Annotated in this window: 19 protein-coding genes and 2 tRNA genes; 9 read left to right on the top strand and 12 right to left on the bottom strand. The window is 68.0% G+C overall.

The genetic code is table 11. The features are described from left to right. Window positions 1–24 precede the first annotated feature (24 nt). The 4 genes from AC1RTO_RS04920 to AC1RTO_RS04905 all read right to left on the bottom strand — a co-directional run bounded on the left by AC1RTO_RS04920 (window position 25) and on the right by AC1RTO_RS04905 (window position 3,311). Window positions 25–101: transfer RNA gene (locus AC1RTO_RS04920), tRNA-Asp, on the bottom strand. 91 nt (window positions 102–192) lie between these two features. Continuing rightward, window positions 193–269 (bottom strand) — tRNA-Asp (locus AC1RTO_RS04915). A gap of 52 nt (window positions 270–321) precedes the next feature. Beyond that, entirely contained in the window at window positions 322–1,551 is a 1,230-nt protein-coding gene (locus AC1RTO_RS04910) for an AI-2E family transporter (RefSeq protein ID WP_493159766.1), read from the bottom strand. Window positions 1,552–1,604: 53 nt separating this feature from the next. After that, window positions 1,605–3,311: a class I adenylate-forming enzyme family protein gene (locus AC1RTO_RS04905; RefSeq protein ID WP_493160335.1), complete on the bottom strand. Its 1,707-nt coding sequence runs from the start codon at window positions 3,309–3,311 to the stop codon at window positions 1,605–1,607. 173 nt (window positions 3,312–3,484) lie between these two features. On the opposite strand from AC1RTO_RS04905, the gene AC1RTO_RS04900 reads away from it, so the two are divergent. The 5 genes from AC1RTO_RS04900 to AC1RTO_RS04880 are packed head-to-tail and all read left to right on the top strand — an operon-like array spanning window position 3,485 to window position 10,025. Next, window positions 3,485–4,705 (top strand): serine hydrolase domain-containing protein, encoded by a 1,221-nt coding sequence (locus AC1RTO_RS04900; protein ID WP_493159765.1) that lies wholly within the window; start codon window positions 3,485–3,487, stop codon window positions 4,703–4,705. 35 nt (window positions 4,706–4,740) lie between these two features. After that, window positions 4,741–6,753, top strand: a complete 2,013-nt coding sequence (locus AC1RTO_RS04895) for a 3-hydroxyacyl-CoA dehydrogenase NAD-binding domain-containing protein (RefSeq protein WP_493159764.1) — start codon at window positions 4,741–4,743, stop codon at window positions 6,751–6,753. 18 nt (window positions 6,754–6,771) lie between these two features. After that, entirely contained in the window at window positions 6,772–7,962 is a 1,191-nt protein-coding gene (locus AC1RTO_RS04890) for an acyl-CoA dehydrogenase family protein (RefSeq protein WP_493159763.1), read from the top strand. Window positions 7,963–8,007: 45 nt separating this feature from the next. Next, a complete protein-coding gene (locus AC1RTO_RS04885) occupies window positions 8,008–9,132 on the top strand; it encodes an acyl-CoA dehydrogenase family protein (RefSeq protein WP_493159762.1) in 1,125 nt (374 codons plus the stop codon). Then, window positions 9,132–10,025 (top strand): acyl-CoA thioesterase, encoded by an 894-nt coding sequence (locus AC1RTO_RS04880; RefSeq protein WP_493159761.1) that lies wholly within the window; start codon window positions 9,132–9,134, stop codon window positions 10,023–10,025. The genes AC1RTO_RS04885 and AC1RTO_RS04880 overlap by 1 nt, the downstream gene beginning before the upstream one ends. A 4-nt stretch (window positions 10,026–10,029) precedes the next feature. Here AC1RTO_RS04880 and AC1RTO_RS04875 read toward each other — a convergent pair whose 3' ends face one another. The 6 genes from AC1RTO_RS04875 to AC1RTO_RS04850 all read right to left on the bottom strand — a co-directional run bounded on the left by AC1RTO_RS04875 (window position 10,030) and on the right by AC1RTO_RS04850 (window position 16,509). Further along, window positions 10,030–11,187 carry a TonB family protein gene (locus AC1RTO_RS04875; protein WP_493159760.1) on the bottom strand — a complete coding sequence of 386 codons (1,158 nt, stop codon included), beginning with the start codon at window positions 11,185–11,187 and terminating at the stop codon, window positions 10,030–10,032. Window positions 11,188–11,227: 40 nt separating this feature from the next. Then, on the bottom strand, window positions 11,228–12,028 hold the full coding sequence (locus AC1RTO_RS04870; RefSeq protein ID WP_493159759.1) for an SDR family NAD(P)-dependent oxidoreductase: 801 nt from the start codon (window positions 12,026–12,028) through the stop codon (window positions 11,228–11,230). After that, window positions 12,028–12,792, bottom strand: a complete 765-nt coding sequence (locus tag AC1RTO_RS04865; RefSeq protein WP_493159758.1) for an SDR family oxidoreductase — start codon at window positions 12,790–12,792, stop codon at window positions 12,028–12,030. Before AC1RTO_RS04865 ends, AC1RTO_RS04870 begins: the two co-directional genes overlap by 1 nt. A gap of 22 nt (window positions 12,793–12,814) precedes the next feature. Then, window positions 12,815–13,858 carry a phosphotransferase family protein gene (locus tag AC1RTO_RS04860; protein ID WP_493159757.1) on the bottom strand — a complete coding sequence of 348 codons (1,044 nt, stop codon included), beginning with the start codon at window positions 13,856–13,858 and terminating at the stop codon, window positions 12,815–12,817. A 136-nt stretch (window positions 13,859–13,994) separates the two neighbouring features. Continuing rightward, window positions 13,995–15,077 (bottom strand): Zn-dependent alcohol dehydrogenase, encoded by a 1,083-nt coding sequence (locus AC1RTO_RS04855; RefSeq protein WP_493159756.1) that lies wholly within the window; start codon window positions 15,075–15,077, stop codon window positions 13,995–13,997. Window positions 15,078–15,246: 169 nt separating this feature from the next. Further along, window positions 15,247–16,509 (bottom strand): acyl-CoA dehydrogenase family protein, encoded by a 1,263-nt coding sequence (locus AC1RTO_RS04850; RefSeq protein WP_493159755.1) that lies wholly within the window; start codon window positions 16,507–16,509, stop codon window positions 15,247–15,249. A 155-nt stretch (window positions 16,510–16,664) separates the two neighbouring features. Here AC1RTO_RS04850 and AC1RTO_RS04845 point away from each other — a divergent pair, with 155 nt between their 5' ends. Beyond that, a complete protein-coding gene (locus AC1RTO_RS04845) occupies window positions 16,665–17,936 on the top strand; it encodes a TetR/AcrR family transcriptional regulator (RefSeq protein WP_493159754.1) in 1,272 nt (423 codons plus the stop codon). A 116-nt stretch (window positions 17,937–18,052) separates the two neighbouring features. On the opposite strand, the gene AC1RTO_RS04840 is transcribed toward AC1RTO_RS04845, so the two are convergent. After that, entirely contained in the window at window positions 18,053–19,117 is a 1,065-nt protein-coding gene (locus AC1RTO_RS04840) for an acyl-CoA dehydrogenase family protein (RefSeq protein WP_493159753.1), read from the bottom strand. Between the two features lie 71 nt (window positions 19,118–19,188). Continuing rightward, a complete protein-coding gene (locus tag AC1RTO_RS04835; protein WP_493159752.1) occupies window positions 19,189–20,397 on the bottom strand; it encodes an acyl-CoA dehydrogenase family protein in 1,209 nt (402 codons plus the stop codon). A 140-nt stretch (window positions 20,398–20,537) separates the two neighbouring features. Between AC1RTO_RS04835 and AC1RTO_RS04830 the strand changes: the two genes are divergently transcribed. The 3 genes from AC1RTO_RS04830 (at window position 20,538) to AC1RTO_RS04820 (ending at window position 24,916) form a co-directional block, all read left to right on the top strand. Then, on the top strand, window positions 20,538–21,737 hold the full coding sequence (locus AC1RTO_RS04830; protein WP_493159751.1) for an MFS transporter: 1,200 nt from the start codon (window positions 20,538–20,540) through the stop codon (window positions 21,735–21,737). 879 nt (window positions 21,738–22,616) lie between these two features. After that, window positions 22,617–24,149 carry a class I adenylate-forming enzyme family protein gene (locus AC1RTO_RS04825; RefSeq protein ID WP_493159750.1) on the top strand — a complete coding sequence of 511 codons (1,533 nt, stop codon included), beginning with the start codon at window positions 22,617–22,619 and terminating at the stop codon, window positions 24,147–24,149. Further along, window positions 24,146–24,916, top strand: a complete 771-nt coding sequence (locus AC1RTO_RS04820; RefSeq protein WP_493159749.1) for an acyl-CoA thioesterase — start codon at window positions 24,146–24,148, stop codon at window positions 24,914–24,916. The genes AC1RTO_RS04825 and AC1RTO_RS04820 overlap by 4 nt, the downstream gene beginning before the upstream one ends. The last annotated feature ends 132 nt before the right edge of the window (window positions 24,917–25,048 follow it).

The following is a 25,048-nucleotide window of genomic DNA, read 5'->3' as shown; positions in this document are numbered from 1 at the left end:
TGAAGTGCCCCGGTCGATGACCGGTGGCGCGAGTGACGGGGCTCGAACCCGCGACCTCCGGCGTGACAGGCCGGCGCTCTAACCAACTGAGCTACACCCGCTGAAAGCGGTCGGAACGCGACCTTCGCCGATCCGGCGATGCGCTGTTCCCGCATATTCCGATTAGCTTATCCCGCTTTCCGGAAAGGAAAGTGGCGCGAGTGACGGGGCTCGAACCCGCGACCTCCGGCGTGACAGGCCGGCGCTCTAACCAACTGAGCTACACCCGCTGAAAGCGTTGAGGCGCGCCAACTAGGCGAGGGCATCGGGGGTGTCAACGGCCTATTCGCCGTCGCCGTCGTTTCGCCGCCGACGCGCGCGTTCCTGCTGCACCAGCGTGCCGTGTTCGAACAGGAAACCGGCGATATCGGGCTTGCCCGCGGCGCCGAGCACGGTCTGGATGATGATGAGCAGCGGCACCGCCAGCAGCGCCCCCGCCGTCCCCCACACCCAGCCCCAGAAGCTGATCGAGATGAGGATCATCAACGGGCTGATCGTCAGCCGGTGCCCGACGATCAGCGGCGTGATCGCATTCGCCTCGACCAGGTGACAACCGATCATCACCGCGGGGGGCAGCATCGCCACCCATATGTCGGTGAAGGTCATCATCCCGCCGATCGCGAGCAGGAACATCGCGATGATCGGCCCGAAATAGGGGATGTAGTTGAGCAGGGCGACGATGCCGCCCCACATCAGCGGCGAGGGCATGCCGATGAAATACAGCGCGCCCGCGACGATGCCGCCCAGCGTCAGGTTGATGAGCGTGATCGTGCCGAGATAGGCCGACACGTCGTCGACGACGTCCTGGATCACCCGCGCGGTCGCCATCGCGCCGTCGAAGCTGGTGCGACCGGTGATCGTCTTCTTGCGCATGCCGGTCCAGCCGGACAGGAAGAAGAAGACGATGAGGATGCCGAAGAAGAACTGGACGATGACCGTCGGCGCCGAGGTGGCGGCCAATTCCAGAATCGAGCTGGGCGGCGCGACCGCCGCGGTCTGCGGCTGGCGGACCGGGGTCGAGGCGATCTGCCGGAACATCTTGTTCACCGACTTTTCGAGCGTCGAATAGAGGTCGAGCAGCGGCGACAGATTATGCTGGATACGACTAATCCGGCTGGGGAGCAGCTGGAAGAAGTCGGTCGCGGGCACCACGATCGCCGCGATCGCGATATTGGCGATGATGAGGAAGACGAGGACGCAGAACAGCGCCGCCAGCGCCGACGGCAGGCGGCGGCGCTCCAGCCATTCGAGCACCGGCACCAGAGCGATGGCGATGACCAGCGCGGCGGTGAGCGGCATGAAGAACTCCGCGCCCGACTTGAGCGCGAATGGCGTACCCAGCGCGAGGCCGACGCCCGAGATCAGCGTGAAGGCGGCGAGCAGCCGGTCGCGCCGCAACGCGATCCGCCCGATCTCGGATCGCGTCCCCGGCAGCAGCGGCGCACCCAGCGCCACCTGCTCTTCGGAAGACATGGGAGGCGCGCTGGACGCGGGATCGGGAGTGTCGGCCATCCCCATGCTCTAGCGCATTTTCGCGCCCCGCCATCCTGCTTCTTGAGGGTGCGTCAGGCGATGGCGGCGACCCGGTCCTCGAACAGCGCCTTGAGGTCCTTCTTCAGGATCTTGCCGTTGGCGTTGCGGGGCAGCGGCGCGGGCAGGAAGCGGATCGCCACCGGCACCTTGAACCCCGCCAGCCGCTCGCGCACGAACGCCTGCAGTTCCGCCTCGGTCGCCTCGCAGCCGGGGCAGAGATGGACGATCGCCGCCGGCTCCTCGCCCAACGTGCGGTGCGGAATGCCGACGAGGGCGGCGTCGGTGACCGACGGATGGGCGTAGAGGATGTTTTCCACCTCGATCGAGTAGATGTTCTCGCCGCCGCGAATGACGATGTCCTTGGCGCGGTCGGCGATGAACAGGAATCCTTCCCCGTCGATGCGAGCGAGGTCGCCGGTGCGCACCCAGCCGTCGATGAACGTGGCCGCGGTCGCCTCGGGCTTGTTCCAATAACCGCTGACGATCATCGGCCCGCGCGCCCACAGCTCGCCGATCGTGTCCGGCGGCAGCACGGTGACGCCGTCCCTGCCCCGCACCTCGATATCCGCCGTCGCGACCGGTGCGCCGGCGCTGTCGGGGCGGTTGAGATAATCCTCGCCGCCATGCTGGGTGACGGTCGCGGTCGTCTCGGTCATGCCCCAGCCGTTGCCCGGCAAGGCTCCGAATTCCTGATAGATGCGGCGGACCAGTTCGGGCGCGGACGGGGCGCCGCCATAAGCGATCGTGTCGAGCGACGAGAGGTCGTAGCTGGCGCGATCCGGATGCTCGAGCAACTGCCAGGCGATCGTCGGCACGCCGCCGGTCATGTTGACGCGTTCCCGCTCGATGATCTCCAGCGCGCGCGTCGCATCCCATTTGCGCAGGAAGACCATCGTCGATCCGCTGGCGATCGACCCCATCATCCCCGCCGAACAGGCGGTGACGTGGAACATCGGGATGACGGTGAGCGACACGCGCGGGGTCGGCTCGGGCGGCGTCTCGCCGCGGCGCAGATAGCTGCGCGCGGCGGTGAAGCCGCTCGACATGATGTTGGTCATGAAGTTGCGGTGGGTGCCGAGCGCCCCCTTGGGCGCGCCGGTGGTGCCGCTGGTGTAGAAGATCGTCGCATCGTCGTCGGGCGCGATCTCCGCCGCCGGCAGCGCCGCTTCGGGTAGCGCCGTCCAGTCGTGCGGCGTACCGATCACCTCCTCCAGCCGCTCGGTCCCCGCCGCCAGCGGCGTGGTCGCGCGTGCGACGATCACCCGTTCGAGCCCGGGCAGCGCAGCATAGACCGGCTCCAGCCGCCCGTGGCGCTCGCCGTCGACGATCAGCACGCGGGCGCCCGAGTCGCGCAGGCCGTATTCCAGCTCCGCCCCCGTCCACCACGCGTTGAGCGGCACCATGATCGCACCGATCGACACGCCCGCGAAAAACGCGACCGGCCATTCGGGCAGGTTGCGCATCGCCAGCGCGACGCGGTCGCCCTTGCCGATGCCGAGCGCCACGAGATGCGCGGCGAGCGCGGCGACGGCGCGATAATGCGCCTCATAGCTCACCCGTTCGTCCTCGTAGATCACGAACAGGCGATCGGCATGGCCGCGGCTCGCCTCCAGCAGGACGCGCATCGTCGGCGGCGCATTCTTCCAGACGCGGGTCGGCACGCCGCGGATGTCGGCCTGTGCCATCTCGAACTTCGCGCCGGGGGCGGTCAGCAGCGCCTGCGCCTGCGGCAGCGACATCGCCGGCCACGAGGGCGGCAGGGCCACGATCGGTTCGCTCGCCACAATCAGCTTCCTCTCTCACCTGTCGAGCGGGTCGTCGAAAACCCGCGTTTCGATGAAAGGTTATAGTTGATTCCGCTGCCGCTCAAGGCAATAGGATAGGAAAGTTAGAAACTGGGGTATGGCAGAGGATGACCGACACCGCCGCGAGCGTTCAGGGCATGGATAGCGGGCGACTGGCCGCGATCGATCAGTTCCTGAAGGCGCGCTACCTCGACACCGGCCTGTTGCCGCACGCGCAGTTGCTGATCGCACGCGAGGGCGAGATCGTGCATTTCTCGCATCAGGGCGCGGCGCGCGAGGGCGGCGGGATGGTAGACGAGCGGTCGCTGTTCCGCATCGCGTCGATGACCAAGCCGATCACCTCGATCGCGTTCATGATGCTGGTCGAGGAGGGCAAGGTCGCGGTCGACACCCCGGTCCATCACATCCTGCCGGAGTTCAGGGGCCTCGGCGTCTACAATGGCGGCGGCGGCGGCGTGCCGTTCGTCACCCGGCCGACCAGCGAGCCGATGCGGATGCTCGACCTGCTGCGCCACACTGCCGGCCTGACCTATGGTTTCCAGAACCGGTCGAACGTCGATGCCGCCTATCGCGAATCGAAGATGGAGAACTGGCACGGCAACCTCGACCTCGACGGCTTCGTCGCCGCGCTCGGCAAACTGCCGCTGGAATTTTCGCCGGGTGAGGGTTGGAACTATTCGGTGTCCACCGACGTGCTCGGCGCGGTGATCGAGCGGGTGTCGGGGCAGACGCTCGATGTCTTCTTCCAAAGCCGCATCTTCGCGCCGCTCGGTATGGACGACACCTTCTTCCAGGTGCCCGAGGACAAGATCGACCGCCTGACCGACTGTTACGCGCTGGTCGAGGGCAAGGGCCGCGTGATGTACGACACCGGCGCGGCGAGCGCGTGGAGCCGCCGGCCGAAATTACTTTCGGGTGGTGGCGGACTGGTGTCGACCGCGCTCGACTATCACCGCTTCTGCCGGATGTGCGAGAATGGCGGGACGCTGGACGGCGTGCGCATCGTCGGGCGCAAGACGCTCGACCTGATGACGATGAACCATCTGCCCGGCGGCAAGGACCTCGCCAGCCTGTCGCGATCGCTGTTCAGCGAGACGCAGAATGCCGGCACCGGTTTCGGCCTCGGCTTCGCGGTGACGCAGGACGTCGCGCGGACGATGATCCCGGGGTCGCACGGCGAATATTACTGGGGCGGCATGTTCTCGACCGCCTTCTTCATCGATCCCGTCGAGCGGCTCCACATGGTGTTCATGACCCAGCTGAGCCCGTCCGGCCTGTACCCGATCCGCCGCGAGCTGAAGACGATGATCTACGCCGTGCTGAACTGACCCCTTCCCCTTTCTTCGTCACCGGAGTGTTTCCCATGACCTCGCCGATCCGTACCGAACGCCATGACGACGTGCTCGTCATCATTTCCGACAACCCGCCCGTCAACGCACTTGGCGCTGCGGTGCGGCAGGGACTGGACGCCGCGATCCGGGAAGGCGTTGCCGACGCGTCGATCGCGGCGATGGTGATCCGCTGCGACGGCCGCACCTTCTTCGCGGGCGCCGATATCACCGAGTTCGGCAAGCCGATGGTCGAACCCGGCCTGCCGACCGTCGTCGACCTGATCGAGGCGTCGACCAAGCCGGTAGTCGCCGCGATCCACGGCACCGCGCTGGGCGGTGGCTGCGAGGTCGCCCTGGGGTGCCATTATCGCGTCGCCGTCCCCTCGGCGAAGATCGGCACGCCCGAGGTGAAGCTCGGCCTGCTGCCCGGCGCGGGCGGCACGCAGCGCATCCCGCGCATCGCCGGTGTCCGCATGGCGCTGGAGATGACCGCCAAGGGCGATCCGATCCCGGCGAAGAAGGCGCAGGAGGCGGGCCTGATCGACCGGATCGTCGGCGAGGACAGTCTGGAGGCGGACGCCATCGCCTTCGCCCGCGAAATCAAGGCGGCGCGGCCGATCCCGCGCGCGTCCGAGAAGGAGGCGAAGCCCGATCCCGAGGCGGTCGCCGCCTTCCAGAAGGACAACGCCCGCCGCTTCCGCGGTTTCGAGGCGCCCGCCGCGAACATCGCCTGCGTGGTCAAGGCGACGGAAACGCCGTTCGCCGAGGGCATCGCCTTCGAGCGGCAGGAGTTCATGAAGCTGATGATGGGGACGCAGTCCGCCGCGCAGCGCCACATCTTCTTCGCCGAGCGGCAGGCCGCGAAGATCGACGACGTTCCCGCCGATACGCAGCGGCGCCCGATCAAGCGCGTCGGTGTAATCGGCGCCGGCACGATGGGCGGCGGCATCTCGATGAACTTCCTGTCCGCCGGCATCCCGGTGACGATCGTCGAGATGCAGCAGGAGGCGCTCGACCGCGGTACGGGGACGATCCGCAAGAATTACGAGGCGACCGCGGCGAAGGGCCGGATGAAGCCCGAGCAGGTCACGGCGGCGATGGGCGCGCTCAACCCGACGCTGGATTTCGATGCGCTCGCCGATTGCGACCTCATCATCGAGGCGGTGTATGAGAATATGGACGTGAAGAAGGAGATCTTCACGCGTCTCGACGGCATCGCCAAGCCGGGCGCGATCCTCGCGTCGAACACCTCCTATCTCAATGTGGACGAGATCGCCGCCTGCACGAGCCGGCCGCAGGATGTCGTCGGCATGCACTTCTTCTCCCCGGCCAACGTCATGAAACTGCTGGAGGTGGTACGCGGCGCAAAGACCGCGCCCGACGTGCTCGCCACGGTGATGGACCTCGCCAAGACGATCCGGAAGGTCGCGGTGGTCGCCGGCGTGACCTATGGCTTCATCGGCAATCGCATGCTGATGCCGCGCCAGGTCGAGGCGAACAAGCTGCTGCTGGAGGGCGCGACGCCGGAACAGATCGATCGCGTCCATGTCGCGTTCGGCATGCCGATGGGGCCGTTCCAGATGGCCGACCTCGCCGGCGTCGACATCGGCTGGCATCGCGACCCGAACCGGATCGAGAACGTCCGCGACGCGCTCGCCGCCGAAGGGCGCTGGGGGCAGAAGAAGCAGGCGGGCTTCTACGATTACGACGAGAAGCGGAACCCCTCCCCCAGCCCCCGCGTCGCCGAGATCATCGCGGAATGGCGCGAGAAGACCGCCACGCCCCAGCATGCGGTGACCGACGAGGAGATCGTCGAGCGGACGCTCTACACGATGGTCAACGAGGGCGCGCTGATCCTTGAGGAGGGGATGGCGCAGCGCGCGTCCGACGTCGATGTCGTGTGGATCTATGGCTATGGCTGGCCGGTCTATCGCGGTGGCCCGATGTTCTGGGCGAAGTCAGAGGGTTACGAAAAGGTCGTGGCAGGGCTTGAGAAGCATGGCTTCACCCCTGCGCAAAGCCTGAAGTCGGGCAGCATCAAGTAACCCGTTCGGAGAGTGACCATGACCGACACCGAACTCGACACCTTCCGCGACCGGACCCGCGCATGGCTGGCGGAAAACTGCCCGCACGAAATGCGCGAGCCGGTGCGCTCGGACGCCGACGTCTGCTGGGGCGGACGCCACTTCACGCCATCGTCGCCGGCGCAGAAGGACTGGCTCGACCGGATGGCGGCGCGCGGCTGGACGGTGCCGGACTGGCCCACGGCCTATGGCGGCGGCGGGCTGTCGCCGGCCGAAACCAAGATCCTGCGCGAGGAAATGGCGGCGATCCGCGCGCGCAATCCGCTCAATTCCTTCGGCATCTCGATGCTCGGGCCGGCGCTGCTCAAATATGGCACGGAGGAGCAGAAGCTCGAGCATCTGCCCAGGATCGCGCGCGGCGAGATCCGCTGGTGCCAGGGCTATTCCGAACCCAATGCGGGCTCCGACCTCGCCGGGCTGGCGGCGAGCGCGGAGGATGGCGGCGACCATTATATCGTCAACGGGCAAAAAGTGTGGACCAGCTATGCCGACAAGGCGGACTGGATCTTCTGCCTCGTCCGCACCAGCAAGGCGTCCAAGCAGGGCGGTATAAGCTTCGTCCTGTTCGACATGGAGACGCCGGGCGTCTCGACCAAGCCGATCCTGCTCATCAGCGGCTATTCGCCCTTCTGCGAAACCTTCATGGACAATGTGAAGGTGCCCAAGGCGAACCGCATTCACGACGAGAACAAGGGCTGGGACGTCGCCAAATATCTGCTCGGCCATGAGCGGGAGATGATCTCGGGCATGGGCCTCGGCCATGGCGGGCGCAATCCGCTGATCGAGGGGGCGATCGCGACGATCGGGCTGGACCACGACGGACGGCTGGCGGACCCGGTGCTGCGCACGCAGATCGCGCTGTTCGAGGTGCGGGCCAAGGCGTTCGCGGCGATGTCCGAACGCTTCATCGACGAGCTGAAGGCGGGGCGCGCGCATCCGGCGCAGCCGAGCATGATGAAATATGTCGGGACCGAGCTGAACAAGGATCGCCACGAACTGCTGATGGCGGCGGGCGGATCGGACGCGCTGGAATGGGAAAGCGAGCGGTCGAACACCGGCGCCGGCCCGCGCGCCTGGCTGCGGACCAAGGCGAACTCGATCGAGGGCGGCACATCCGAGGTGCAGCTCAACATCATCGCCAAGCGCATCCTGGAGCTGCCGGGCGCGTAGACCATCGGTCCCCCTCCCGCGCGGAGGGGGCTCAGGAGACGATCAATGCCTCTCTACCTCAATGACGAACAGACGATGCTGCGCGATACCGCAAAGGACTTCGTCGCCGAACATGCCCCGGTGTCGCATCTGCGCGCGCTGCGCGATGCCGACGATGCGACCGGCTTCAGCCGCGACCTGTGGAAGCAGTTCGCGGAGATGGGCCTCAACGGCATCCTGATCCCCGAGGCGCAGGGCGGCCTCGGCCTCGGCCATGTCGAGGCGGGAGTGGTGCTGGAGGAGATCGGACGCAACCTGTCCCCCTCCCCCTTCCTCGCCACCGCGGTCGCGGCGGTCGCCGCGCTGGAGGGCTCTGCGCAGGCGGAGCGCTGGTTCCCCGGCATCGTCGCGGGCGATACCGTCGCCGCGCTGGCGATCGACGAGGGCGCCAAGCATCGCGATCGGATCGCGATGACCGCGGCGCGATCGGGCAACGGCTTTCGCCTGACCGGCACCAAGCAGTTCGTCACCCATGGCCATGTCGCCGACCTGCTGATCGTCGCGGCCCGCACGGCGGGGTCGCCCGACGATGCGGACGGCGTCACGCTGTTCGCCGTCCCGCGCGATGCCGCCGGCCTGACCGCCACGCCCGAACGCCTCGCCGATTCGAGCCTCGCGTCGCGGATCGCGTTCGAGGGGGTCGAGGTGGATGCCGATGCGGTGATCGGCGAGGTCGATGCGGGGCGCGACCCGCTCGGACGGCTGCTGCGCGCCGGGCGTACCGGCGCGGCGGCGGAGCTGCTCGGCGTCGGTGGCGGCGCGATGGACATGACCGTCGGCTACCTCAAGGAGCGCAAGCAGTTCGGCGTCGCGATCGGCAGCTTCCAGGCGCTCCAGCACCGCGCCGCGCATCTCTATGCCGAGATGGAGGTGGCGCGCGCCGCCGTGCTGAAGGCACAGCAGCTGCTCGACGGCGGCGCGGACGCGGAGGATGCGGTGTCGATCGCCAAGGCGATGACCGGCATGGCGACGACGCTGAGCGTGCAGGAGGGCATCCAGATGCATGGCGGCATCGGCATGACCGACGAATATGACATCGGCTTCTACATGAAGCGCGCGCGCGTCCTCGCCGAGATGTTCGGCGACGTCGGCTTCCACGCCGACCGGCTGGCGAAAGCGGCGGGCTATTGATGGCGGCGTTCACCGAACGCTCGCCCGAAGAGCTGGCGGCGATGCTCGTCGCTTTGCTCGACGTCGAGGAGATCGACACCGATCTCTACCGCGGTTCGCGTCAACCCGGCGGGCGGGGCCGCGTGTTCGGCGGACAGGTGATCGCGCAGGCGTTGCAGGCGGCGCAGCGCTCGGTCGCGGGCAAGGACGCGCATTCGCTCCACGCCTATTTCATGCGGCCGGGCGACGAGAACTTCCCGATCGTCTATCAGGTCACCCGCGATTTCGAGGGCAAGAGCTTCGCGACGCGGCGGGTGGTCGCGACGCAGCAGGGGCAGCCGATCCTCACCATGGCGGCCTCGTTCCAGACGCCCGAGGACGGCCTGCACCATCAGGATGTCATGCCCGACGTGCCGGGTCCCGAAACGCTGAGGTCCGAGCGCGAATTGCGGCAGGCGGTCGCGCATCAGGTGCCGGAGAAGTACCGCGATTTCTTCACGCGCCGACAGAATGCGATCGAGATGCGGCCGCTCTATCCACGCAGCTGGTTCGCGCCGGAGAAGCGCCCGCCGAGCAACGCCGCCTGGTTCCGCACCGCCGCCGCCATCGGCGACGATCCGGCGGTGCACCGCGCGGCGCTCGCCTATGCCTCCGACATGGCGTTGCTGGCGACGGCGATGATGCCGCACGGGGTCAACTGGCTGATGCCGGAGATGCAGACCGCCAGCCTCGACCATGCGCTGTGGATCCACGAGCCTGTTCGCGCCGACGAGTGGCTGCTCTACACGACGCAGAGCCCTTGGGCCGGCCACGCGCGCGGGATGAACCGCGGCAGCATCTTCACCGCCGACGGACGGCTGGTGGCGAGCGTCGCGCAGGAGGGGCTGATCCGCCGCCGCGTGCCGCGGGACTGAGCGGTCAGTCGACGACCACGTCCGGCACGCCGGCGTTTGCAGGAACGCCCGGCTTGCGCATGACGTAGAGGACGCGATCGACGCAGCCGACATAGCCCGTGCCCGCCGTCTTCAGCGTGGCGCTGCGGATCATGGCCATCGCCGCGTCGCCGAATTCCCCGCTCGGCTCCGCCTTCAGGACGCGGACGTTGCCGGTCTGCCCCCATGGCGCGACGTCATAGGCGACCACCGCCCACCCTTCGATGCTGCGCCGCCAATAGGGCGCCGGATAGCGGAGCGCGGGCGCCTGGTTCCAGACATGGTCGTGCGGACAGGTCGCCCCGGCCGGGCGCATCTCGTCCTCGGTCGGCGCCGCCGGTGCAGCGAGGATCGTGGCATGCTTGCGATAGGGATAGAAGCATCCCGTCCGCGCACCGCGTTCGAACCGGGAGCGCGCCACCGCCTCGCGCGAGGCGCGGTCGAGCACCGGCGTGCCGCTGCCGCCGATCGTCCGCACGTTGCGCGGCCTGCCCGATCGGTCGAGGTCATAGCCGGTCATGCTCCACGTTCGGTATCCCGGCTGGTCCGGCATCGCCCGGAACGCCGGAAAGGCGCGGAGCAGCACGTCGGGCGCGGGATCGGTGCAATCGCCGCCGGTCACCTTCAACCGATCCCAGATCGCCTTGTTCGGCGTCGCCGCAAACACCGAATAGGCCATCACGTCCTCGATCGGGGCCGCGGCGATCGGCGTGAGATCGGCAGTGAACGTCGCGGTGCATCGCGTCCGCGCCGCGCCGGGCGCGAACCGGCTCGCGGCGAAGGCGGGGACCACGTCCTCCGCGTCGGGGATGTAGACCACGCTGCCGACGGTGCGGCGCGCGATCGACAACGGGCGTCCGTCCGCGTCGATGCGGAAGTCCAGCGTCAGCGTGCGTCGCGGACTGGCACCGCTCCAGCCGAGGAATCGCTGCGGCTCCGGCGCGCGGACCACCGCCTGCGCCGCAAGCGCGGTGCCGGCGGTATCGGCGCAAAGCACCGGGCTCATCACCCAACGGCCGAGCTGCTGCCGTGGCGGTGCCGCGATAGCGGCGTTCGGGCCAGCGGAGCGGGGAACCAGCATGATCGGCCCCACGCTCTGGACGGCGGGGGCAGCAAGGAGGGCGGTCGCGAGGATCAGGCTCATTCCGACATCCTGACCCGCATGGGTTACCGCTTCAAGTCATTCAGACCGCTGTCTTGCCATAGTCCTGCCGCGTCACCGGATGGCTCGACGACAGGCCGCCGTCGACCGCGATCGCCTGTCCGTTGACATAGCTGGCATCGTCCGACGCCAGAAAGAGCGCGACCTTCGCCAGCTCCTCGGGCTGGGCGCCACGGCGCAACGGGTTGAGGCGGCCGAGCCGGTCCATCTTGCCGGCGTCGCGAGCATAGTCGAACGTCGGCCGGGTCATCCCCGTCTCGGTCAGGCCGGGGCAGATCGCGTTGACGCGGACGTGGCTGCCGGACAGCTGCTGCGCTGCCACCGCCGCCAGATTGATGACCCCCGCCTTGGACGCGGAATAGGCGGGAGAGCCTGCGCCCGAGCGGATGCCGGCGACGCTCGCGGTGAGGACGATCGCGCCCTGCCCGCGTTCGGCGATCCGCGGCGCGGCATGCTTGATCGCCAGGAACGGCCCGATCAGGTTGACGCGCAGCACGTCGGTGATGAGCGCGACGTCGGTATCGAAGATATTGGCCATGCCCCCGGAAATGCCGGCATTGGCGAACATCACGTCCAGCCCGCCGAACCGGTCGCATGCCAGGGCGATGGCGCGGACGACATCCTCTTCGACGCCCGCATCGATGCGGATGGCATGGGCGGTGCCGCCGTTGGCGACGATCGTCGCCGCGGTCTCGTCGGCCCCGTCCGTCCGGTCGGCGACGACGACCTGCCCGCCTTCGCCGGCGAACTGGATCGCCGCGGCACGGCCGATGCCGCTGCCTGCGCCGGTGACGACGATCGATTTGCCGGTGAAGCGCGCCATCAGATCGTCACCCCGCCGTCGACGACCATCGCCTGCCCGGTCATGTAGCGGCCGGCATCGGACGCGAGATAGACGACCGCGCCGGCGATATCGATCGGATCGCCGAGCCGTCGCAGCGGCGTGTGCTGGCTCGATCGCGTCTCCGCCTCCGGCGTGTCCCACAAGGCGCGGGCGAAGTCGGTCTTGATGAGGCCCGGCGCGATGCAGTTCACCCGGACGTTGTCGGGGCCGTATTCGACCGCATAATTGCGCGCGAGCTGGAAGTCCGCCGCCTTCGACACGTTATAGGCGCCGATCACGTCGGATCCGCGCAGGCCGCCGATCGACGAGACGATGACGACCGATCCGTCGCGGCGTTCGCGCATCTCCGGCACCACCATCTGAATCAGCCAGTGGTTGGACAGGATGTTGTTGTCGAGGATCTTGCGGAACTGGTCGTCGGCGATACCCTCCAGCGGCCCGTAATAGGGATTGGATGCGGCATTGCAGACGAGCACGTCGATGCGGCCGAACGCGCGGCGGGTTTCGTCGACCAGATGCTGGAGCGCCTCTTTCGAGGAAATGCTGGCGGCGACCGCGATCGCGCGCCCTTCGCCGAACTCCGCATTGATTTCGGCCGCGACCGCGTCGCAGGCGTCCTGCTTGCGGCTGCTGATGACGACGCGGGCCCCGGCGCGGGCGAGCTCGACCGCGCTGGCCTTGCCGATCCCGCGCGAGGAACCGGTGATGACGGCGACCTTGCCGGTCAGATCGAAGAGCGACATGTAACCCTCTCGAATAGGTGAATTATGCCCCGGCCGCCTGGGCGAAATGCCAGCTGGCGGCGGCGAGACGATGGACCTGCGCCGCGGAGCGTTCGGCCTGCGCGCTGGAGGCGGTGCCATCGACGATCCGCTTCTTGATGCCCTGGACGATGCCGGTCAGGCGGAAGAGGTTATAGGCGAAATACCAGTTGAGATCCGGCACGCCGTCGCGACCGGTGCGCGCGCAGTAACGCTGCGTCATCGCCTCGATCGTCGGGATGCCGGTGTCCGCCCCGGTCCGCCCCTTCACGCCCGACCGCCCCTCGGGTTCGGTCACCCAACTCATCAAAAAATAGCTGAAATCCGCCAGCGGGTCCCCGAGCGTTGACAATTCCCAGTCCAGCACAGCAACAACCCGCGGTTGGTCGGGTGCGAAGATCATGTTGTCAATGCGATAGTCGCCATGGACGATCGACGTCCGCGTCTGTTCGGGCACCGTGCGCGGCAGGAAGGCGATGAGGCTCTCCACCTCCGGCATATGTTCGGTTTCGCTGGCGCGATACTGTTTCGTCCAGCGCTCCACCTGCCGGGCGAAGTAATTGCCCGGCTTGCCGTAATCGCCGAGGCCGGCGGCGACGTGATCGGTGTTGTGGAGGTCGGCGAGCGTATCCACCATCGCGTCATAGATGCCGGTGCGCTCCGCCGGCGCATAATCGGGGAGCGTGCCGTCCCACAGGTTGCGCCCGTTGGCGAGTGCCATCACGTAGAACATCGATCCGATGACGGTGTCGTCAGTGCACAGGCCATAGGGTTTGGCGACGGGAAAGCCGGTCGGATACAGGCCGGCGATCAGGCGATATTCGCGATCGACCGCATGCGCGGACGGCAGCAGCGGCCCAAACGGCTTGCGGCGCAGGACATAGGCGCCCGACGGGCTGTCGATGCGATAGGTCGGGTTCGACTGGCCGCCGGCGAACTTGGCGTAGGTGAGCGGGCCGGTGAAGCCGGCGACATTCGCCTCCATCCAGGCGGTGAGGTTTGCCTCGTTCAGCCGGTCTTTGTCCGCGACGGGGATGGTATCGGTCATGACGGGGTCTTTGCGTACAGGGCGCCATCCCCGCGCGGGCAGAGATCCGGAGCAGCTGGCGTCTCACATCGTTCCCTAGCGTTGCATCTATGGATCCCCGCCTGCGCGGGGATGACGGTCGTGGTATGGGAAAGCATCATCCGAAGGTAATCACGCTGCGGGTGGCATCGCCCTTGCGCAGTTCGTCGAAGGCGTGGTTGATCCGCTCCAACGACATGCGATCGGCGATGATCGTGTCGAGGTCGAGCTGCCCGCGCATGTAGAAGTCGACCAGACGCGGGATGTCGACCGGGAAGCGGTTGCTGCCCATCAGCCCGCCTTGCAGCTTCTTGCCGGACAGCAGGTCGATCGCCGACAGGCCGACCTTCTCGGTCGGCGGCAGCATGCCGAGGATCGTCGCGGTGCCGCCGCGGCGCAGCACCTTGACCGCGGTGGCGGCGCTTTGCGGGCGGCCGACCGCCTCGATCGCATGATGGACGCCGCCCTTTGTGATCTCGACCACCTCGTCCGCCGCGGTGTCGGACAGCGCATCGATGCTGTGGGTGGCGCCGAGTTTCTCGGCAAGCGCGCGCTTCTCGGGCACGGGATCGAGCGCGATGATCTTGCCCGCGCCGGCGATCTTCGCGGCGTTGACCGCGGCGAGGCCGATGCCACCGCAACCGACGACGCACACCGTCTCGCCTGGCGTCACGTCGGTGGTGTTAAACACCGCGCCCGCGCCGGTCGTCACCGCACAGCCGATTAGCGCGGCGCGGTCCATCGGCATGTCGGGGTCGATCGCGACGCAGGCATGTTCGTGGACCAGCATCATCTCGGCATAAGCCGACAGGTTGAGCATTTGCGCGACCGGCCGGTCGCCGAGCGTCAGCCGCGGGGCTGCGCCCTTCGGCCGACGTACGCCCGCATCGACGCACAGGAACATGCGGCCGGTGACGCAGAATTCGCAATGGCCGCAAAAGGCGCTGAGGCAGGTGACGACATGGTCGCCGACCTTGACCGTGCGCACCTCGCTGCCGACCGCCTCGACCAGGCCGGCGGCCTCGTGACCGGGAATGGTCGGGAGCGCATGCGGATAGATGCCGTCGACGAAGTGCAGGTCCGATCTGCAGACGCCGACCGCGACCGTGCGGATCAGCACCTCATGCGCCGCCGGGTTCGAGACGGCGACCTCCTCGATGCTGAGCGGCTGTTTCGGTTCGAAGAGGACGGCGGCTTTCATCGTACCAAGCCTTCTTGCTGGGCGACCCGTCTGCCTGTTCCGTCGTCCCGGCGTACGCCGGGCCCCATGGCTGCAGAGGGCCGTGGTTGCGCGCCGTCGCCGACGCACCGTGTCCATGGGTCCCGGCGTTCGCCGGGATGACGATCGGGTAAAAAGCTTGTGCCCCCCTTCACCGGGCCGGCCGCTCCGCAGCATAATCGCTGTATTTGCCGAACTCGGCGCGGGCGATGGCGCGGTTGTGGACCTCGTCCGGGCCGTCGGCGAAGCGCAACGTGCGCATCGCGGCCCAGGCGTGGGCGAGGTGGAAATCCTGGCTGACGCCGCCGCCGCCATGCGCCTGGATCGCATCGTCGAGGATCTGAAGCGCCATCGTCGGTGCGGCGACCTTGACCATCGCGATCTCGAGCTGCGCCGATTTATTGCCGGCCTTGTCCATTATGTCCGCCGCCTTGAGGCAAAGCAGGCGCGTCATTTCGATGTCGATACGGGCCTTTGCGATCCGTTGTTCCCAGATCGAATGATCCGCGAGCCGCTTGCCGAAGGCGACGCGGCCGAGCAGACGCTTGGCCATCGCCTCGATCCCCGTCTCCGCGACGCCGATCGTACGCATGCAGTGATGGATGCGCCCTGGCCCGAGCCGGCCCTGCGCGATCTCGAACCCCCGCCCCTCGCCGAGCAGCACGTTCTCGACCGGCACGCGCACGTCCTTCATCACCGCCTCGCCATGACCATGCGGCGCATGGTCGTAGCCGTAGACGGTGAGCATACGCTCGATCGTGACGCCGGGCGCGTCCATCGGCATCAGGATCATGCTCTGCTGCGCATGCCGCTTGGCCGAGGTATCGGTCTTGCCCATGACGATCGCGACCTTGCAGCGCGGATCGCCGACGCCCGAGGACCACCATTTGCGCCCGTTGATGACGTAATGATCGCCGTCGCGGACCATCGAGGTCTCGATGTTGGTCGCATCGGACGAGGCGACCGCGGGTTCGGTCATCAAGAAGGCGGAGCGGATTTGCCCGTGCATCAGCGGGCCGAGCCATTGCTCCTTCTGCGCGCGTGTGCCGTAGCGATGGAACACCTCCATGTTGCCGGTGTCGGGCGCGGAGCAGTTGAACACCTCCGATGCCCAACCGACCTTGCCCATCTCCTCCGCGCAGAGGGCATATTCGAGATTGGTAAGCTGCGTCCCTTCGAAGGCAAAGCTGTCATCGACATGGGTCTGGCCGGAATTGGGCGGCATGAAGAAATTCCACAGGCCGGCGGCCTTCGCCTTTTCCTTGCACGCCTCGATGACCGGGATCACTTTCCAGCGCTCGCCCTCATGTTCCTGCGCGTCATGTTCGGGGATCCGGGGCCGGATCTCCTGGTCGATGAAGCTGCGCACCCGATCGCGGAAATAGGTTTCGCGTTCGCTGAGGGTGAAGTCCATGTGGCTCTCTCCAAACGTCTTTGACCGGGGGTTTAGGCCGTACCGTACATTCGGTAAAGTCCCGTAGAGCGGTCGATGGCCGCTTTTTCACCCCTGAACGCATGCCTCGCTAGAAAACACTGTTTCTTCGAAAGCGCAGTCGATACACTGGCGGGATGGACCAGACGGGGGCGGACGCCGGCAGCGGCGGGAGCGAGATCGGCAACGGGGAAGAACAGGGGACGAAGCGCTTCCGGGCGAAGCGTGACGCGATCCTGTCCGCCGCGGCGGAGGCGATCAACGAACAGAGCGCGAAGGGCATGACCTTCGCCGACGTCGCGCGGCGGGTAGGGCTGAACACCACCAGCGTCACCTATTATTTCAAGCGCAAGGAGGATCTGGCGGCGGCGGCGTTCGAGCATACGCTCGAACAATTGCTGGCGATGATCGACGAGGCGATGGCGGCACCGACGCCGCGGGAGCGCGTCCGCCGCTATCTGTCGCTCAACATGGACCGGCTGGCGCGGGTGCAGCGCGGCGAGGACCGCGCGATGGCGGTGCTGTCCGACCTGCGCGCCACCGAGGACCCGAACCGTACCCGGTTGCTGAATCGCTGGCGCGAGGTGTTCCGGCGGACGCGCGCGCTGTGGGGCCCGGCGACGTCGCGGGCGCAGACGGACCTGTTCGGCGCGCGGGCGCACGTACTGCTCGAGAACACCTTCTGGCTGCCGGTGTGGCTGGTGCGCTACGAGCCCGACCAATATGGCCGGGTCGAGGCGCGGCTAATGGACGTGTTCGAGCGCGGCATCGCGGGGGCGGACGTCCGCTGGGCGCCGGTGCCGATCGATCTGGAGCATGAGGAGATCGAGCCCGGGCGCGCCGCCTTCCTGCTCGCCGCCACCCGACTCATCAACGAACTGGGCTATCGCGGCGCGTCGGTGCAGCGGATCGCGGCGGAGCTGAACGTCACCAAGGGCAGCTTCTACCACCATCTCGACGCCAAGGACGATCTGGTGATCGCCTGCTACCGCCGCAGCTTCGACACGATCAGCGATGCGCAGCGGCTGGCGGACGAGGCGGGCGGTTCGCATTGGGAGCGGCTGGCGAGCACGATCGCGACCCTGCTCGACGTCCAATTCGCCGAACGCGCGCCGCTGTTGCGGACGACCGCGCTGAGCGGCCTGCCGGGGGTCGTCCGCACCGCGATGGTCGACCGCTCGAACCGCATCGCGCGGCGGTTCGCGGGAACGATCATGGATGGGATTGCAGAAGGATCGATCCGCGCCGTCGATGCGCTGGTGGCGGCGCAGGCGCTGATGGCATTGCAAAACGCGGCCTTCGATATGCGCAAATGGGCAGCAACTATGCCACGCGAGCGCGCGATCGGCATGTATGCCTCGACGTTGCTGTTCGGACTGTTCGATGATCGGGCTTTGCCGGCGGCTTGATGGCTCGCGAAGGCGCGTAAGCGCGAAGATGTTGCTGCGACGCGCGGTCGTCCACCTTCGCGTCTTCGCGCGAACATCTGCCTTGTTCGTGCGAAAACGGAATACCCGCGGCGCGATCAATAGTCGTTGAGGCGGGCGAAGCGTTCGCGGTGAAAGGCGGCGTTGCCCCACATCGCCTCCAGCACCGCGGCGCGCTTCATGTAGAAGCCGGCGTCGTGTTCGTCGGTCATGCCGATGCCGCCGTGAAGCTGGATCATCTCGCGCGTCACCAGTTTCGCGGTGTCGCCGGCGACCGCCTTGGCGAGGCTGACCGCCTGATCGCGGTCGGAGCGGCCAGAATCGATCGCCTCGAGCGCGCCCTCGACCACCGAGCGCATCAGTTCGAGTTCGGTCAGCATCTTCGCCATGCGATGCTGCAGCGCCTGGAAGGTGCTGAGCGCCTGACCGAACTGGACGCGGGTCTTGAGATAGTCGTTGGTGGTGGCGAACGCCTGTTCGGCGAGGCCGAGCATTTCGGCGGTGACCAGCGCCGTGGCATAATCGACCACGCGCGCCGTCAGATCGACACCGCCGAGCCGGACCGCGAGGGCGTCGTCGAAGCGCACCTCGGCATGGCTGCGCGCATCGGCCATCCGACGCGGAGAACGGCTGACGCCCGCGTCGCCGGCGACCAGATACAGGCCGTCCGCAGCAGCGACGACGAACAGAGCGGCGCTGTCGCCCTCCGCAACGAACAGCTTGGTGCCGGTCAGGCGCCCATCCTCGACGCGCGTCGCGATCGGGCCGCCGTGCACCGGGCCCTCGTCGATCGCGAGCGTCGCGACGACCTCGCCCGCGGCGATGCGCGGCAGCCAGTCGGACTTCGCCGCATCGCTTTCGCCGAGCGCGATCGCACTGGCGGCGGGCCCGGTCGAGGCGAGCGGGCTGGCGGCGAGATTGCGCCCCAACTGCTCGACGACCATGCCAAGCGACAGATAGCCGAGCGCGGATCCGCCATGCTCCTCCGGAATGACGATGCCGCCCCAGCCCATCTGGCCGATCTCGGTCCAGGCGGCGGCGTCATAGCCCTCGGCCGGCGCGGCGTTGCGCAGCTTGCGAAAGGCGGTGACGGGCGATTCGTTGTCCGCCCATTCCCGCGCCATGTCGCGCAGCATCGTCTGTTCTTCGGTGAGGACGGCCATGTCTGTTCCTGCAAAATTGGCGGGAGGATCGGCTTGCGCCGTCCTCCCGCTCCTCTCCAACGGGTGCCCGGTTACTGGTGGTCCAGCATGCCGAGAATGCGTTTGGCGACGATGTTGTTCTGGATTTCGGAACTGCCGCCGTAGATCGAAACCGCCTTGCCCCACAGCCATGTGCGGGTCTGCGCGAGTTCGGCCTCGGAGAAGCCCTCGCCCTCCCAGCCGAGGCCGTTCATGCCCATGATCTCGATGCCGAGTTCGGCGCGATCCTGCGTGATGCGGGCGCCGACGTTCTTCATGATCGAGGTCGCGGCCGACGGGCCGGCATTGGACTTCGCCTCCAGCGCGGCGCGGCGCAGGGTGAGCATGAAGGCGCGCGTGTCCATCTCGTGCCGGACGAGGCGCATGCGCAGATCGGCGTCGGACAGGCGACCGGCGTCGTCGGTGCCGCGATAGTCCTTGGCGACCTGACTGAGCGGCTTGCCGGCGAGCAGGCGCCCGGCCGAGCCGCCGCCGCCGGACAGGCTGGAGCGTTCGTGCTGGAGCAGGCGCTTGCCGATCGTCCAGCCCTCGCCCTCGCGCCCGACGAGATTGCCCTTGGGCACCTTCACGTCGGTGAAGAAGGTTTCGCAGAAGGGCGACGCGCCGGAAATGAGGCGGATCGGCTTCACCTCCACGCCCGGCGAATCCATGTCGATCAGCAGGAAGCTGATGCCCTCATGCTTCTTCGTCCGGTCCGTGCGGACCAGCGCGAAGCATTTGTCGGCCCATTGCCCGCCGCTGGTCCACGTCTTTTGCCCGTTGACGAGATAATGGTCGCCCTTGTCCTCGGCGGACATCTGCAGGCTTGCGAGGTCGGAGCCGGCGCCGGGTTCGGAATAGCCCTGGCACCAGCGCACGGCGTTGCGCGCGATCGCCGGGATATGCTCCTGCTTCTGTTCCTCGGTGCCATATTCGAGCAGCGTCGGGCCGAACATCATCACGCCCATGCCGCCGATCGGATTGGCGGCGCCGATGCGCGCCATCTCGTCCTGCAACACCCGCGCCTCGGCGCGCGACAGGCCGCCGCCGCCATAGGCGCGGGGCCAGGTCGGGACGCCCCAGCCCTTTTCCCCCATCGCCTTCGTCCAGGCGGCCTCGTCCGGGGTCGGATCGTGCGGCCCTTCCAGCGCGGACAGGCCGGCATCCCGATGTGCGAGGCTTTTCGGAAAGTGATCGGCGAGCCAGGTCCGCGCCTCTTCGCGAAAGGCGGCGAGCGGGTCGAGTTCGGCGGCGGTTGCCATCGGGATCTCCTGAAACCCGAATCTGAAGATCGGGTATGTCGTGGGAGGCCATGCCACGAAAGATCGGACATGCAAAGCCCCGCCATTGGCTCCGCCGCGACGATCGGGCACAACCCTGCCGGGCTGGGCGGGAGATCGACATGCGGTTCGGGCATAAAGCGGTGCCGATGGCGCTGGCGGCGGTGCTGATCGACACGATCGGCTTCGGCATCGTCGCGCCGGTGTTTCCGGCGTTGCTGACCAGCCTGGGCCATGCCGACATCGAACATGCGACGCGGATCGCGGGCTGGATGCTGGTCGTCTATGCCGCGGCGCAATTCGTCGCCGGGCCGGTGCTCGGCAACCTGTCCGACCGGTTCGGGCGGCGACCGGTGCTGATCGCATCGATGCTGAGCTTCGGGATCGACTATGCGGTGATGGCGGTCGCCCCCAGCGTCGCCTGGCTGTTCGTCGGGCGCGCGGTCGCCGGCATCGCGGGCGCGGTCTACGGCCCGGCCGGATCGGTGATCGCCGACGTGACGCCGCCCGAACGGCGCGGCGCGACCTTCGCGCTGATCGGCGCGGCGTTCGGGCTGGGCTTCATCATCGGGCCGGCGCTGGGCGGGCTGTTTTCCCTGTGGGGACCGCGCGCACCCTTTTACGCCGCGGCGGCGCTGGCGCTGGTCAACGCCGCGGTGATGCTGGTGGCGATGCCGGAGACGCTGGCGGTGGAGAACCGGCGCCCGTTCCGCCCGCGCGACGCACATGTCGTCGGCGCGTTCCGGCCGCTGTTCCACGCCGGCCATGCCGCTCCGCTGCTGCTCGCGATGTTCCTCTGGCAGCTGGCGCACATGGTCTATCCGGCGACTTGGAGCTTCTGGGCGACTGCGCGATTCGGCTGGGATGCCAAGGCGATCGGCTGGAGCCTCGCCTTCGTCGGGCTGGTGTCGACGATCGTCCAGGGCGGCCTGACCGGGCGGGCGATCACCCGCTTCGGCGAGCGGCGGGCGCTGCTGATCGGGTTGATCGCGGGCGGCGGTTCGTTCCTCGCGTTCGCGGCGGTGAGCGCGAGCTGGCAGGTGTATCTCTTGTTCTGCACCAGCGCGCTGTCGGGCTTCGCGATGCCGGCGATGCAGGGGCTGATGTCGCGCATGGTCGATGCGACGCGGCAGGGGCAGTTGCAGGGCGGGCTCGGCTCGATGGGCAGCGTCTCGGCGATCATCGCGCCGTTGCTGCTGACGCAGGTGCTGGCGTGGGGGATCGACCATGGCTTTCCCGGGGCGGCGTTCGTGATCGCGGGGGTGCTCGGGTTGGCTGCCGCGGGAATCGTGGTGGCTCGGGTGCGGGTGGCTGCCGCGTAAGAAGGGTGTGTTCGCGCGGAGACGCGGAGACGCGGAAGGGGGTGCGCCGGGGGTGAGCGCGCCGATCCTCTCCCCGCACGCCGCCGATTGCACCGTTCATAATGGGGTGCCTGCGGCGCCTTTCGCGTGACACCTCCGCGTCTTCGCGTCTCCGCGTGAAATTCCTTCTTGTTCTTCATAACCGGAGCTGACGGCCGCGTGGCTGCTGCGTAAGAAGGGTTGGTTCGCGCGGAGACGCGGAGACGCGGAGATGGTGCGCCGGGGGTGAGCGCGCCGATCCTCTCCCCGCACGCCGCCGATTGCACCATTGATAAAGGAGTGTCTGCGGCGCCTTTCGCGTGACACCTCCGCGTCTCCGCGTCTCCGCGTCTCCGCGCCTCCGCGCGAAATCCCTTCTTGCTCTTCATGCCCGGAGCCGACGGCCGCGTGGCTGCTGCGTAAGAAGGGTTGGCTCGCGCGGAGACGCGGAGACGCGGAGACGCGGAGATGGTGCGCCGGGGGTGAGCGCACCGATCCTCTCCCCGCACGCCGCCGATTGCACCGTTCATGATGGAGTGCCTGCGGCGCCTTTCGCGTGACACCTCCGCGTCTCCGCGCCTCCGCGTGAAATCCCTTCTTGCTCTTCATAACCGGAGCTGACGGCCTGCGGCGCAGGAGCGAGTTCACGCGAAGGCGCGAAGGCGCGAAGAGGCCGTGTTCCTGGCGGGCGTCAGCTTGCTTCGCCACGATGGCATGGAGAGAACCGGTCAATCGCCGGATGCACGATCGTCGCGTCTTCGCGTCTTCGCGTGAATCATTTTTCCAACGTACCAGCGTCGGCGCAGAGCGTTTCGAAGATTGCGTATGGCGTCGCCGCGCACGTTCACCTAGCGTCGCGCGATGCAGACCTCCGCCGACATGCTCGCGTCCGACTTCGCGACGCTTCCCGACCTGATCGCCGCCCACGCCCGCGAACGGGGGGAGCGGGTCGCGCTCGCCGACGGCGGGGGGACGATGGACTATGCCGCGCTGGATCGCGCGATGGACCGCGTCGCCGCGGCGCTGCAACGCGATGGCGTGGCGCCGGGCGCGGCCGTGGGAATCGTGGCGCAGGCGAGCGTCGACTATGCGGTCGTGTTTCTGGGGGCGTTGCGCGCGGGGTGCGTGGCGACGCCGCTCGCGCCCTCGGCGACACCGGCGGCGATCGCGGCGATGATCGTCGATTGCGGTGCGCCGCTGGTGTTCCTCGACGACGCCAATGCCGCAATGCTGGCGGATGAGGCGTTTCCGGCGCGGCGGATCGTGTTCGGCGCCGGCTTCGCCGCGTGGCTGGGAGCGGAGGACGCCCGCCCCTCACCCGTGGCGATCCGGCCCGACGATCCGTTCAACATCATCTATTCGTCCGGCACCACCGGCACGCCCAAGGGCATCGTCCAGAGCCATGCGATGCGCTGGGCGCATATCGCCCGCAACGCCGCCGCCGGCTTCGACACCGCGGTGACGATGGTGGCGACGCCGCTCTATTCGAACACGACGCTGGTCAGTTTCCTCCCCACCCTCGGCTGGGGCGGCACCGCGGTGCTGATGGGCAAGTTCGACGCGCGCACCTATCTGACGCTCGCCGAGCGGCATCGCGCGACGCACACGATGCTGGTCCCCGTGCAATATCAGCGGATCATGGCGCTTGACGATTTCGCCGCCTTCGACCTGTCGCACTTCCGCTTCAAGACCAGCACCAGCGCGCCGTTCTCGGCGGCGCTGAAGGCCGATGTCGTCGCGCGCTGGCCGGGACTGCTGGTCGAATATTACGGCATGACCGAGGGCGGTGCCTCGTGCGGGCTCAACGCCAGCGCCCATCCCGACAAGCTGCACACCGTCGGCCAGCCGTTGCCGGGCCATGAGATCCGCCTGATCGACGACGAGGGGCGGGAGGTGCCGCCGGGCGAAACGGGCGAAGTCGTCGGCCGGTCGCCGACGATGATGACCGGCTATCACGGTCGCGACGGGGCGACGCGCGAGGCGGAATGGCATGACGCGGACGGCAACCGCTACATCCGCCACGGCGACGTCGGCCGCTTCGACGCGGAGGGGTTCCTGATCCTGATGGACCGCAAGAAGGATCTCATCATCTCGGGCGGGTTCAACATCTACCCGTCCGATCTGGAGGTGCTGCTGCTGCGGCATCCGGCGGTCGGCGACGGCACGGTGATCGGTGCGCCGTCCGAGGCGTGGGGCGAGACGCCGGTCGGCTTCTACGTCGCGCGGCCGGGGTTCGAGGGCGAGGATGCCGGGACGATCCTGTCCTGGGTCAACGACCAGCTCGGCCGGACGCAGCGGCTGTCGGCCTTGCACCGGATCGACGAACTGCCGCGCAGCGCGATCGGCAAGGTGCTGAAACGCGAGTTGCGCGACCGGCTGGAGGCCTTCGCATGACGGCGTTGCGGGATGTGATCGCCGGACTGGAGCCGGTCGAGGGCGGCTGGCGCGGCCGGGTGCCCGATGGCTGGTTGCAGGGGCGCACCGCCTATGGCGGACTGTCCGCGGCGCTGGCGCTGCATGCCGCGATGGGATCGGACACGGATCTGCCGCCGCTGCGATCGGCGCTGGTGGCGTTCATCGGTCCGCTGAGCGGCGACGTCACGATCCGCGCGAGCCGGCTGCGCCGGGGTCGCAACGCGGCGTTCGTACAGGTGGACGTGGAAAGCGAGGCGGGGCTGGGGCTACGCGCGACCTTCGTGTTCATGGGCACGGTGGCATCGGCGCTCGACGTCCATACCGGCTTTGCGCCGTCGGTCGCGCCGCCGGGGCCCGACGACACGGTGCTGCGCGGCCACCCCGCGGTCGCCTTTTCGCAGAATTTCGAACTGGTCGAGCGGCGTCAGGCCGAACGGGCGGAATGGCTGCGCTGGGTCCGGCTGAAGGCGCGCGACGGGCTGCACCCGATGGTCGAGCTGATGGCGGTGGCGGACTGCCTGCCGCCGGTGGCGCTCAGGATGCTGGGGCGGACGGCGCCGGTCAGCTCGATGACGTGGCAGCTCAACCTGCTCGGCGATGCGCCGGCGACGGACGACGGCTGGTGGCTATTGCAGGCGACGAGCGACTATGCGCGGGCGGGGCATTCGAGCCAGCGGATGGGGATCTGGGCGGCGGACGGCACGCCGGTCGCCGACCATATGCAGAGCGTGGCGGTGTTCGCCTGACGATCCGGGGTCGTCACACCCGAGGCGCTCGGTGCGACAGATTGCGACACTTTTGTATGCGCCGGACATATGGCGGCGACAGACACGCCCCATACGTCGCATCGGTCGGTACAGGGATCGGCCCTGCGGGTG

The organism is Sphingomonas sp. GW821-FHT10F09 (genome assembly GCF_058809195.1).
Note: the sequence above shows the minus strand (reverse complement) of the source record. Positions and strands in the feature narration are given on the sequence as shown.